Source organism: Roseixanthobacter glucoisosaccharinicivorans, from assembly GCF_043195095.2.
Taxonomy (GTDB): Bacteria; Pseudomonadota; Alphaproteobacteria; order Rhizobiales; family Xanthobacteraceae; genus NCEH01.
Genome location: NZ_CM195538.1, coordinates 989,114 through 1,000,401 on the forward strand (window position 1 = coordinate 989,114; position 11,288 = coordinate 1,000,401).

Sequence of the window (11,288 nt, forward strand, 5' to 3'; positions counted from 1 at the left end):
CGGAGAGCGTGAACGAAGCGGGAAGACACCAGCCATGTCACACGGTGCGGGGACGCATGCAGCCTCTTTCCTTCCCTGGCTGGAGGCGGCCGCCGAGGATCTGGACACGGGACACGCCGACAAGGCCCTGCTGCTTCCGGCCCTCGCCGCCTCGGGCCTTGCCGGCGCCGGTGTACCGCAGGCTCTGGGGGGCGGCGGCGGCTCCGTGGTGGACGGCGTGCGCGCCATCGCCGAAGTTTCTTCCCGTTCACTGGCGGCCGGCTTTGTGCTGTGGGGTCATCGCACCTACATTGAATACCTGCTCCAGAGTCCCAATGCGGGCCTGAGCGAACGGCTGATCGCTCCGTTGCTGGCGGGGGAAGTGGCGGGCGCCACTGGTCTTTCCAATGCGATGAAGTTCCTCGCCGGCCTGGAGGGTCTTCAGGTGATGGCGCGCAAGTCTGGGGCGGGTTTTTCGTTGGACGGCAAGTTGCCCTGGGTCACGAACCTGCGACCCGAGGGGTTTCACGTGGCCGCGGCTGTCGCCTCCGCGGAGGGTGGCGCGCCGTTCGTCGCCAGCCTTGCCTCTAATGCCGCCGGGCTGGAGCGCTCGGCCGATCTCGATCTGATTGCGCTGCGCGGCACCAACACCGCCGCCGTGACGCTTGCGAACGTGGCCATTTCCGAGGCGGACATTCTTCATTCCGACGCCCGCCCCTGGCTGCCGCGGGTGCGCCCGGCTTTCCTCGGGCTGCAGATCGGCATGTCCATCGGCCTTGCGCGGCGGGCGTTGAAGGAGGCCGGCGACCATATCGCCGATGCCGGCCGCCACGTGCTGAGCGCGCCCATCGCCGAGCTTTCAGCGGCAATTGATGCCCAGGAGAATGCCTTGTTCGAGGGGCTCGCCAGCGGCAGCTTCGCGGAAAAGGCCGCGCCCTTGTTCAAGATCCGAATCGCCCTGGCTGAGCTTGCCAATGCCTCGGTCGGGCTGGAATTGCAGGCCAGCGGCGGGCGCGCCTATCTCTCCGGCGCCGGGCGGGACTTTGCCCGCCGGTGGCGCGAGGCCGCCTTCCTGCCCATCATCACGCCGAGCCTCGTCCAGCTCAAGGCGGCCCTGGCCGATCACGCCGCGCCGGGCAGCGGGCAGGCGGCGTGATGGAGAGCCATTATGTCCTTCAGGCACGCGATATCGTGCTGCGCTATCCCGGCGCTGCGCAGAACCTGCTGTCGGGCTTCGATCTCGCGCTCGCGCCCGGCGAGGTGGTGACCGTTCTCGGCCCGAGCGGAGTTGGCAAATCCAGCCTCCTGCGGGTCCTGGGCGGGCTCCAGGCGCCGACCTCCGGCACGGTGCTGATGGACGGAGCGCCGTTGCGTGGGGTGCATCCGCGCGTCGCCGTGGCGTTCCAGGATCCGAGCCTGCTGCCGTGGCTGACGTTGGAGAAGAACGTCGCCTTCGGTCTCGATTTCAAGCACCAGCCGGCCTTGTCCCGGCCCGAGCGCGAAGCCCGGGTGAGCGCCGCCATCGCCGAAGTGGGGCTCTCCCATGCCCGGCGTCAGCATCCTGCCGCTCTGTCCGGCGGCATGGCGCAGCGCGCGGCCCTCGCCCGCTGCCTCGCCCGCAGGCCCAAGGTGCTGTTGCTCGACGAACCGTTCGGCGCCCTCGACGAGGTGACCCGCGCCGAGATGCAGAGCTTGCTCTTGAAGGTGGTGGCGGACACCGGCACCGCCGCCGTTCTTATCACCCACGACATTGACGAGGCCCTGTTGCTCTCCGACCGCATCGTGCTGCTGGGCGGGGCGCCGGCGCGGCAGATCGGTCAATGGACGCTGTCCCTGCCGTTCCCCCGCGACGATGCGGTGGAGGAACTCGGCACCCTGCGCATAGAAATCCTTACGACCCTCCGCAACGCGGTTCGCCGCCAGAATTCGGACGTCAGCCATGCCCACGCATGATTTCTTCTCCCGTCGCGACATCATGAAACTTTCGGCGCTGCTGACCGCCTCGGGCGCACTGCCGTTGCTCAACGCCTATCAAGCGCGCGCTCAGGAACCGGACGCCCCGGTTCGCATCGGCTATCTGCCGATCACCGACGCCACGCCGCTGCTGGTTGCGCACGCGAATGGCTATTTCGAAGCCGAGGGCCTCAAGGCGGAAAAGCCCGTGTTGCTGCGCTCCTGGGCGCAGATCGTGGAAGCTTTCATCTCCGGCCAGGTGAATGTGGTGCACCTGCTCTCGCCCATCACCGTGTGGGCGCGCTTCGGCTCCAAGGCGCCGGCCAAGGTGGTGGCGTGGAACCACATGGCCGGTTCCGGCCTCACGGTGCTGCCCGAGATCAATTCGGTGAAGGAGCTCGGCGGCAAGACGGTGGCGATTCCGTTCTGGTATTCGATCCACAATGTGGTGCTCCAGGCGCTGCTGAAAGAGAACGGCCTCACCCCGGTCACCAAGCGCACCGGCGCTCCGGCGGCCAATGAGGTGAATCTGGTCATCATGGCCCCGTCGGACATGGTGCCGGCGCTCGCCACCAAGCAGGTGGCCGGCTATATCGTCGCCGAGCCGTTCAATGCTGCGGCGGAATTACAAGGCATCGGCAAGGTGCTGCGCTTCACCGGCGACGTGTGGAAGGACCATGCCTGCTGCGTCGTGTTCATGCACGAGCGCGACCTGAATGAGCGGCCCGAATGGTCGCAAAAGGTGGTCAATGCCATGGTGAAGGCGCAGGTCTGGACCCGCGAGCACCGGGCCGAGACTGCCCGGCTTCTCTCCAAGGACGGGCCCAACAAATACACGCCGCACACCGAGGCGGTGCTGAGCAAAGTGCTCGCTCCCGCGCCGGACGACGTGGCGGCCTATGTGGCATCCGGGGCGATCCGCCATCCCGACTGGCGCGAGAACCGCATTGATTTCCAGCCCTATCCCTATGCCAGCTACACCGAAGAACTGGTGCGGCGCCTGAAAGGCACGCTGATCGAGGGCGACCATGCCTTCCTCGACACGCTGGATCCGGCGTTTGCGGCCAAGGATCTGGTGGACGACCGCTTCGTGAAAAAAGCGGTGCTGGCGGCCGGCGGGCTGAAGGCCTTTGGCGTGCCCGACAGCTTCGAGCGCCAGGAAGTGATCGTGGTGTAAGGCGGGCAGGGGCGGGTTCTCCGCCCCTGCGTTCCGCCTGCGGCGGCCCCCTCCCTGACCCTCCCCCGCGAGCGGGAGAGGGGACGCTGCCGGAAAGGTGGAAACAATGAATCCTCCCCGACACCACAGGCTCCCTCTCCCGCTTGCGGGGGAGGGGTGGGGAGGGGGAAAGCAACCTTCTCGCCGAACGAACATGCCACGTCAAAGACCTTCCCGAAGCAGAAACACCTTATGACGAGTCATCACGACACCTCCCAGGCCACGTTCCCCGCGCCCGCCAAGGCGCAGGCGGCGCCCGTGCGGGCGAAGGCCGGGGCCTCGTTCGCGGTACGGCTGGCGCTCGGCCTCGGCGGGCTCGCCTTGGTGTTCGTTCTGTGGTGGATCGGCACCGATGTGCTGGCGCAGAAAGGCTCCTTCCTCGCCCGCTTCTCCCCGATTACCGCCGTGCCGGCGCTGTTCGATCTGCTGCTGCATTCCGACCTGCCGCTGCACGTGATGATGAGCTTGCAGCGCATCTTCGTCGGCCTCGCCTTCGCCCTGCTGATCGGCGTGCCGCTCGGGCTCGCGGTGGGCAGCTTTCAGGTGGTGGAGGCGGCGACCAGCCCGGCGTTCCAGTTTTTGCGCATGATCTCGCCTCTGTCCTGGATGCCGATCGCGGTGATGGTGTTTGGGGTGGGCGACAAGCCGATCTATTTCCTGCTCACCTTCGCCGCCGTGTGGCCGATCTTGCTGAGCACGGCGGCGGGCGTGCGCGCGCTCGATCCGCGCTGGCTCCAGCTTTCGCGCAGCCTTGCCGCGACGCCGCTCGAAACCTTGTGGCGCGTGGTGGTGCCGGGCGTGCTCGGCCATGTCCTGACGGGCGTGCGCCTTGCCATCGGCATTTTGTGGATCGTGCTTGTGCCGTGCGAGATGCTCGGGGTTTCGGCCGGGCTCGGCTATTTCATCCTCGATACGCGCGATCGCCTCGCCTATTCCGAGTTGATGGCGACCGTGCTGCTCATCGGCATCCTCGGTTTCGCGCTCGATAGTCTCGCGCGGTCGCTCTACCGGATCTGGGCGCCGGGCGCCTGAGTCCGTCTGGTCGGGTCCGGCAGGGGCGAGCGGCGAAGGGCGCTATTTCGATTTGCCTTCGTTTTTCTTCCCCTCAGTCTTCTTCCCCTCGCTTTTTTTCCCTTCGGTCTTTTTTGACTTTTTTGCTTTCTCGGCGGTCTTCTCGCCGTATTTCATTCCCTCCAGCTTCATTCCGTCGGGATCGAGGAAGAAGACGGCGTAATAATCTTCGTAATATTCGTCAGCGGGATCGACGATTTCCACCTTCTCCTGTTTCAGGAAGGCCTGGAGATCATCCACATCCTGGCGGCTGCGCAGCTCGAAGGCGTAATGGTGAAAGCCGACGTCGCCGATGCGGTATTTGTGCTTGCGACCTTCTTCATCGCACGGGCCGATCCAATAGCGGGTCTTGCCGTTGGTCCAGCCGATCATGTCGCCATAATCGCCCAGGACCTCGAAGCCGAGAAACGCGAACAGCCGGCCGTAGAAGGCCTTCGATTTTTCATAGTCGCTGACGCGGACCACCAGATGGTCGATGCCCACAACCTGAACCATGGCCGCTCTCCTGCGTGTCGCCCCACAACCAATGTACGGCGGGCCGCCGGGTTCCGGAATGACGGGGGTCAATCCGTCGGGGTAGCGCCCGTCTTTGCGTTCGGCCGGTGCGGGCTTGTGTCGGCCACGCGGGCGTGAGAGCCATGGTCCGATGCAAGACGCGGGAGATGGGCCGGCGATGGATATGGTGCTGGTGGGCGGCGGGCTCGCCAATGTGCTGCTGGCCCTGCGGTTGAAGCAGGCCCGGCCGGATCTGGCGCTGGCCATCCTGGAGGCGGGACCGCACATCGGCGGCAATCACACTTGGTCGTTCCACCAGTCCGACGTGACCCCGGCGCAACTGGATTTTCTCTCGCCCATGATCACCGCGCGATGGCAGGGGCACAGCGTGCGTTTTCCGGCCCGGCGCCGGGCGCTTGAAGGCAGCTATGCGTCCATCGCCTCCCACCGCTTGGCGGTGGTTGCGCGGGAAAGGCTCGGTCCGGCGTTGCGCACGGACACGCCGGTCGCCGAACTCCATGCCGACCGCGTGGTGCTGGACGGTGGCGAGACGATCGCTGCCCGCGCGGTGGTGGACGGGCGCGGGCCGGGCGAGAGCCCGGACCTGATGCTCGGCTATCAGAAATTCCTCGGCCTGGAGGTGCGCCTCGCCGCTCCGCACGGGCTGACCGGGCCGGTGATCATGGACGCCACCGTGTCCCAGCTCGACGGCTATCGGTTCGTCTACCTGCTGCCCTTCACCGCCGATACGGTCCTGATCGAGGACACCTATTATGCCGACGGGCCGGCGCTCGACGGGGGCGCGCTGCGTGCGCGCATCCTGGCCTACGCCAGCACGCAGGGTTGGCAGGTGGAGGAGATTTTGCGCGAGGAGGAGGGCATCCTTCCCATCGCGCTCGGCGGCGATCTTGAAGCCTTCTGGCGGAGCGGACCGGCGGGGGTGGTGCGCTCCGGCTTGCGGGGGGCCCTGTTCCACCCGACCACCGGCTATTCGCTGCCGGACGCCATGGCCTTGGCCGATCTGGTATCCAGCTGCGAGGATCTGTCCGGTCCAGCCCTGGCGGATCTGGTGAAGCATCACGTCTTCGTCACTTGGAAGCAGCGCTCCTTCTTCCGCCTGCTCAACCGCATGTTGTTCCGTGCCGCCGCGCCGGGGCAGCGCTATACGATCCTCCAGCGCTTCTATGGATTACCGGAGCCGCTTATCGCGCGTTTTTATGCCGCCCGCCTCACGCTCGCGGACAAGGCGCGCATTCTCACCGGCCGCCCGCCGGTGCCGATCCGGGCGGCGCTGCGCTGCCTGAAGGAGCCGACATGAAGCCCTGCGCGCGGCTGCGGCATATGCATTTGAGTGCGAGATGCTGTATCGCAGCAGCCGGAATGCCGGCGAATGAAATCGGCGACGTGAAACACGGGTCCCGCGTGCCATGATGCTGACCAAGACGCACCCCAACGGCCACCGCAAGGCGGCGGTGATCGGCTCCGGCTTTGGCGGCCTTTCCTTGGCGATCCGCCTTCAGGCCGCGGGCTTCGACGTCACGCTCTATGAGAAGCGCGACAAGCCGGGCGGCCGCGCCTACGTCTACGAGGACCAGGGCTTCACCTTCGATGGCGGGCCGACCGTCATCACCGACCCGAGCGCGCTCGAAGAGCTGTTCGCGATCGCTGGCCGCAAGCTCTCCGAGTATGTGGAGCTGATCTCCATCTCGCCGTTCTACCGCCTGTTGTGGAATGACGGCACTCAGTTCGACTATGTGAACGACCAGGAGGAGCTCGACCGGCAGATCGCCGCGAGATCGCCCGTGGACGTTGAGGGCTACCAGCGCTTCTTGGCCTATTCCAAGGCCGTGTTCGAAGAGGGCTACATCAAGCTCGGCGCCGTGCCGTTCCTCTCGTTCAAGGACATGATCCGCGCCGCGCCTCAGCTCATGCGGCTGGAGGCGTGGAAGAGCGTTTATGCGATGGTCTCGCGCTTCATCAAGGACGAGCATCTGCGCGAGGCGTTCTCATTCCACTCGCTGCTGGTCGGGGGCAATCCCTTCGCAACCTCGTCCATCTATGCGCTGATCCACGCCCTGGAGCGCAAATGGGGGGTGTTCTTCCCGCGCGGCGGCACCGGCGCGCTGGTGGGCGGCATGGTGCGCCTGTTCGAGGATCTCGGCGGCACGCTGAAGCTCTCCGCGCCCGTGGACGAGATATTGGTTGAGAACGGGCGCGCCACCGGCGTGCGCATGGCCGACGGCAGCGTGACGAAATTTGACCTCGTCGCCTCCAATGCGGACGTGGTGCACACCTATGCCAAGCTGCTGCGCAACACGCCGCGCGGCAAGGCCGAGGGCAAGCGGCTTGGCAAGATGCGCCATTCCATGTCGCTGTTCGTGATCTATTTCGGCACGAAGCGCACCTACGATCATCTCCAGCATCACACGGTGCTGTTCGGGCCGCGCTATCGCGAATTGATCGACGAGATTTTCGCCGGCCCCGCGCTGCCGGAGGATTTCTCGCTCTATCTGCACGCCCCCACGGTTTCGGATCCGAGCCTCGCGCCGGAGGGCTGCACCGGCTTCTATGTGCTCTCCCCTGTGCCCCATCTCGGCAAGGCGGAGATCGACTGGGACGTGGAAGGCCCGAAATATCGCGACCGTATCCTCGATTATCTGGAAGCGCGTCTGCTGCCCGGCCTGAAGGCGGATCTGGTGACGAGCCGCATCCTCACACCCTTCGGCTTTCGCGACGAGTTGAACGCGCACATGGGCTCGGCCTTCTCGGTGGAGCCGCTGCTGACGCAGTCGGCCTGGTTCCGGCCGCACAATCGCGACGACAAGATCCCGAACCTCTATATCGTCGGCGCCGGCACCCATCCGGGCGCGGGGGTGCCGGGCGTGGTCGGCTCGGCCAAGGCCACCGCCGGCCTGATCATCGCCGACTTTCCCGCCATCGCCATGGACCGCACCGGTTCCGCCAAGGAGGGCCGGACGTGAGCGAGGTTCTCACCGCGAGCGAAGCGGCCATCGCCAACGGGTCGAAAAGCTTCGCGGCGGCGGCCAAGCTGTTCGATCCGCGCACGCGGGCGGATGCTGTGATGCTCTACGCTTGGTGCCGCCATTGCGACGACGTGGTGGACGGGCAGGAACTCGGCCATGGCCGGGTCGCTCAGAGCGAGAGCGCACAGGCGCGCCTGGACGGGCTCTATGAGGAGACCCATCGCGCCTATCGCGGCCTGCCGACCGCGCACCCCGCCTTCGCCGCCTTTGCCGAGGTGATCCGCCGCAACGATATTCCCGAGCGATATCCCCTCGATTTGCTGGAGGGATTCCGCATGGATGTGGAGGACCGCAGCTACGAGACAATCGAGGACACGCTCTCCTATTGCTACCATGTGGCGGGCGTGGTCGGCGTGATGATGGCGCTGATCATGGGCGCGCGCGAGGAGCAAGTGCTCCATCGCGCTTGCGATCTCGGCCTCGCCTTTCAGCTCACCAATATTTCCCGCGACGTGGTCGAGGATGCCGGCATCGGCCGGGTCTATCTGCCGGCGGACTGGCTGCGCGCCGGCGGCGTGGAGCCGGGCGACGTGGCGTTGCCGGAAAACCGCCAGAAGGTGGCGGATGTGGTGGCGCGGCTGCTCGATCTGGCCGAGCCTTATTACGACTCGGCGCTGATCGGCATGCGGGCGCTGCCGTTCCGCTCCGCATGCGCCATCGCGACCGCGCGGGCGGTGTATCGCGCCATCGGCACCAAGGTGCGCGCGGCTGGGCCCCATGCCTGGGATGAGCGACGCTCCACCAGCAAGGCCGAGAAGATCGGCTTCGCCGCTTCCGGAGCAGTGCAGGCGGCGCTGTCCCGGCTCGCTTCGGCCGAGGTTATCCGTCCCAAGACGCTCTGGACCCGCCCCGCATGACTTCGCTGCATTTCGCCGTCGTCGCCCCGCCGCTCTCCGGGCACTACAACCCGCTGATGGCGCTGTCGCGTACGCTGGTCGCGCGCGGGCATCGCGTGACTTTCTTCCACATGGCGGATGCGGCCGAGATGGTACGCGGCGCGCCGGCGGGGTTCCACGCCGTGGGGCTGTCGAGCCATCCCTCCGGCGCGTTGAAGGAGCATCTTGATACGCTCGCCAATCCTACCGGGCCGCTCGGCCTGCTGCGGGTGATCCGCGAGACCGCCGACATCACCGACATGCTCTGCCGCGATCTTCCGGATGCGTTTCGCGCCGAAAGGATCGACGCGGTGATCGCAGACCAGACGGAAGCCGCCGGCGCCCTGGTGGCGCGGCATTTAAAGCTGCCGTTCGTTTCCACCGCCACAGCCCTGCCGCTGAACCGCGAGATCGGCCTGCCGCCGCCGTTCGTGGACTGGCCTTACGACCCCACGGAGAAGGGGCGGTGGTGGAGCGAGGGCGGCTGGAAGGTCACCGATTTCCTCATGAAGCCTATGGCCAAGGTGGTGGCGCGCCATGCCGAAGCCTTCGGGCTCGATCCGCTGGCGGACCAGGGCTTCTCGCCGCTGCTGCAAGTGGCGCAATGCGTGAAGGGGCTGGATTTTCCCCGCAGCGAATTGCCGTCGTACTTCCATTATTGCGGCCCGTTCCGGACGCCGGAGCCGGAGGCGCGCCTGGATTTCGATCTCCATGGCGACGGGAGGCCCTTGGTGTTCTGCTCGCTCGGCACCTTGCAGGGCGCGCGGGCGGATCTGTTCCTGGCGGTGGCACGGGCGGCGCAGAAGCTGAATGTGCGGCTCGTGCTCGCACACGGCGGGCTCTTGAGCGATGAGGCGGCCCGCGCGCTGCCGGGCGATCCCGTGGTGCGGGCCTTCGTGCCGCAGCGCCAAGTGCTCGCCCATTGCAAGGCGGCGGTGATCCACGCCGGCTTCAACACGGTGATGGATGCGCTGAGCCTGGGCGTGCCACTGGTGGCCATGCCGATCGCCTTCGAGCAGCCCGGCATTTCCGCGCGCCTGCTCTATAGCGGCGTGGCGCGCATCTTTCCGGCCAAGAAGGCATCGGCGCGGCGGGTGGAAGAAGCCCTCGGCGTCGTGCTGTCGGACCCCGCCTATGCCATCGCGGCGCGGCGCATCCAAAGCGAGATCACGGCGAGTGGCGGGGTGGGCGAGGCGGCGGACCTGATTTTGTCGGCAGTAGCCCCGGCGCAGGGATAGGGCGAGCGGCGGGCGAAACGCTCAGCCGCGCTCCGCTGGATTTTCCCGCCGATATTTCGGCAGCCGCCACCAGGGCACATAGGGCGCCTCGTGGTGCTCATGATGATAGCCGAAATGAAAGCAGGTCAGCAGCGACCAGACATAGCTGAACTCGTTGCTGCGTGCATTGTGGGTGTCGGCGAAGCTCGGCTCGCCGTGGCGATGCGGCAGATAGGTGCCGAAATAGAACAATTGCAGCGCCGAGAGCAGCGCCGGCAGCGCCCAGAACAGCAGTACGTTCACCACCGGCGCGCCGATGACGAGGATATAGACCGCCAGGACCACGGTGAGGATGGCAAACTCCCGCCAGCCGAAATAGGTGCGCATGAAGCGCAGGAACCAGGGCCAGAAGCGGTCGGGATGGTCGGCGTCGAAATCGGGATCATCCGCCGTGCCGGAATGGCGATGGTGGTCGTGGTGCTTCGGCAGAAGGCGGTCATAGCTGAAGGCCGCATAGAGGCCGAGCGCGATCCGCCCCACCCAGAGGTTGATCTTCGGCCGGAACGGCGCCAACGAGCCATGCATGCAATCGTGCGCGATGATGAACAGGCCCACGTCCAGCCAGGTCTGGAGCGCGATCACCAGCGGCGCGGCGTAAATGTCCGGCGGCGCGAGGCGCAGGAAGAACACGCCGAAGATGTGCCCCGCCAGCCAGCCGCCCATAACCAGCGCCGCGAGGGCGAGGCCGATGGCGCCCTGGCGGGCATAAGCGCGCTTCATCTCCACCGCCGCCGCGCTGGGTGCGCGCGGGCGGCGCGGGTTTTCGCCGGTCCGCTCGGAAGGTGCAAGACTCACGAACGGGTGTCCAGGTTCTTCAGTGAACCGCCATGGGTCTCGCGCAATTGGTCGCGCAGCTTCTGCACCGGCTGGGCATAGAGGAAGCCGAAGGAGACGCAGCCCTCCTTGCCGTCCACCGCATGATGCAGCCGGTGCGCCTGCACGAGCCGCTTGAGATAGCCGTTGCGCGGCACATAGCGGAACGGCCAGCGCTGGTGCGTCAGCCCGTCATGCACGAAGAAATACAGGAAGCCGTAGACCGTCATGCCCACGCCCACCCAATAGAGCGGGCCGAAGCCGTTCGATCCATAGATGATCAGGCCGATGGCGAGCAAAGCGAACACGACGGCATAAAGATCGTTGCGCTCGAACACATCCTCGTGCGGCTCGTGATGGGAGCGATGCCAGCCCCAGCCCCAGCCGTGCATGATGTATTTGTGCGCCGCCCAGGCGACGCCTTCCATGATTGCGACGGTGACGAGGACGATCAGCGTATTCAAGGCGATGGTCATGGTTCAAACTCAGGTTCAGGACGCCCGCCCCGGATGCTGGATGCCGGTTTCCGGCTGAAGCCGGCCTCCGGGCACTGCGGGCGCAAAAA

Annotated in this window: 11 protein-coding genes; 8 read left to right on the forward strand and 3 right to left on the reverse strand. The window is 66.4% G+C overall.

From position 1 onward, the window contains the following. The first annotated feature begins 34 nt into the window (after nt 1-34). From V5F78_RS04260 to V5F78_RS04275, 4 genes are all read left to right on the forward strand, one after another. Nucleotides 35-1,135 (forward strand): acyl-CoA dehydrogenase family protein, encoded by a 1,101-nt coding sequence (locus V5F78_RS04260; protein ID WP_394066255.1) that lies wholly within the window; start codon nt 35-37, stop codon nt 1,133-1,135. Next, complete coding sequence (locus V5F78_RS04265) at nt 1,135-1,932, forward strand: ABC transporter ATP-binding protein (protein WP_394066253.1); 798 nt, start codon at nt 1,135-1,137, stop codon at nt 1,930-1,932. The genes V5F78_RS04260 and V5F78_RS04265 overlap by 1 nt, the downstream gene beginning before the upstream one ends. After that, nucleotides 1,919-3,109, forward strand: coding sequence for an ABC transporter substrate-binding protein (locus tag V5F78_RS04270; RefSeq protein ID WP_394066251.1), 1,191 nt, complete (start codon nt 1,919-1,921; stop codon nt 3,107-3,109). Before V5F78_RS04265 ends, V5F78_RS04270 begins: the two co-directional genes overlap by 14 nt. 231 nt (nt 3,110-3,340) lie before the next feature. After that, nucleotides 3,341-4,180: an ABC transporter permease gene (locus V5F78_RS04275; protein WP_394066249.1), complete on the forward strand. Its 840-nt coding sequence runs from the start codon at nt 3,341-3,343 to the stop codon at nt 4,178-4,180. A 42-nt stretch (nt 4,181-4,222) separates the two neighbouring features. Here V5F78_RS04275 and V5F78_RS04280 read toward each other — a convergent pair whose 3' ends face one another. After that, entirely contained in the window at nt 4,223-4,714 is a 492-nt protein-coding gene (locus V5F78_RS04280; protein WP_394066247.1) for a VOC family protein, read from the reverse strand. Between the two features lie 178 nt (nt 4,715-4,892). On the opposite strand from V5F78_RS04280, the gene crtY reads away from it, so the two are divergent. The 4 genes from crtY (at nt 4,893) to V5F78_RS04300 (ending at nt 9,871) form a co-directional block, all read left to right on the forward strand. Continuing rightward, nucleotides 4,893-6,032 (forward strand): lycopene beta-cyclase CrtY, encoded by a 1,140-nt coding sequence (crtY, locus tag V5F78_RS04285; RefSeq protein ID WP_394066245.1) that lies wholly within the window; start codon nt 4,893-4,895, stop codon nt 6,030-6,032. A 109-nt stretch (nt 6,033-6,141) separates the two neighbouring features. Continuing rightward, nucleotides 6,142-7,695 carry a phytoene desaturase gene (locus tag V5F78_RS04290; protein ID WP_394066244.1) on the forward strand — a complete coding sequence of 518 codons (1,554 nt, stop codon included), beginning with the start codon at nt 6,142-6,144 and terminating at the stop codon, nt 7,693-7,695. Beyond that, nucleotides 7,692-8,615, forward strand: coding sequence for a phytoene/squalene synthase family protein (locus V5F78_RS04295; protein ID WP_394066242.1), 924 nt, complete (start codon nt 7,692-7,694; stop codon nt 8,613-8,615). Before V5F78_RS04290 ends, V5F78_RS04295 begins: the two co-directional genes overlap by 4 nt. After that, a complete protein-coding gene (locus V5F78_RS04300) occupies nt 8,612-9,871 on the forward strand; it encodes a glycosyltransferase (RefSeq protein ID WP_394066240.1) in 1,260 nt (419 codons plus the stop codon). Before V5F78_RS04295 ends, V5F78_RS04300 begins: the two co-directional genes overlap by 4 nt. A gap of 21 nt (nt 9,872-9,892) precedes the next feature. On the opposite strand, the gene V5F78_RS04305 is transcribed toward V5F78_RS04300, so the two are convergent. After that, nucleotides 9,893-10,705, reverse strand: a complete 813-nt coding sequence (locus V5F78_RS04305; RefSeq protein WP_394066239.1) for a fatty acid desaturase — start codon at nt 10,703-10,705, stop codon at nt 9,893-9,895. Further along, a complete protein-coding gene (locus tag V5F78_RS04310) occupies nt 10,702-11,199 on the reverse strand; it encodes a sterol desaturase family protein (protein WP_394041373.1) in 498 nt (165 codons plus the stop codon). The genes V5F78_RS04305 and V5F78_RS04310 overlap by 4 nt, the downstream gene beginning before the upstream one ends. Between the last annotated feature and the right edge of the window lie 89 nt (nt 11,200-11,288).

Coding starts and splice junctions, on each gene's coding strand:
- V5F78_RS04260 (WP_394066255.1), top strand. CDS start 35: ATGTCACACGGTGCGGGGACGCATGCAGCCTCTTTCCTTCCCTGGCTG.
- V5F78_RS04265 (WP_394066253.1), top strand. CDS start 1,135: ATGGAGAGCCATTATGTCCTTCAGGCACGCGATATCGTGCTGCGCTAT.
- V5F78_RS04270 (WP_394066251.1), top strand. CDS start 1,919: ATGCCCACGCATGATTTCTTCTCCCGTCGCGACATCATGAAACTTTCG.
- V5F78_RS04275 (WP_394066249.1), top strand. CDS start 3,341: ATGACGAGTCATCACGACACCTCCCAGGCCACGTTCCCCGCGCCCGCC.
- V5F78_RS04280 (WP_394066247.1), bottom strand. CDS start 4,714: ATGGTTCAGGTTGTGGGCATCGACCATCTGGTGGTCCGCGTCAGCGAC.
- crtY (WP_394066245.1), top strand. CDS start 4,893: ATGGATATGGTGCTGGTGGGCGGCGGGCTCGCCAATGTGCTGCTGGCC.
- V5F78_RS04290 (WP_394066244.1), top strand. CDS start 6,142: ATGATGCTGACCAAGACGCACCCCAACGGCCACCGCAAGGCGGCGGTG.
- V5F78_RS04300 (WP_394066240.1), top strand. CDS start 8,612: ATGACTTCGCTGCATTTCGCCGTCGTCGCCCCGCCGCTCTCCGGGCAC.
- V5F78_RS04310 (WP_394041373.1), bottom strand. CDS start 11,199: ATGACCATCGCCTTGAATACGCTGATCGTCCTCGTCACCGTCGCAATC.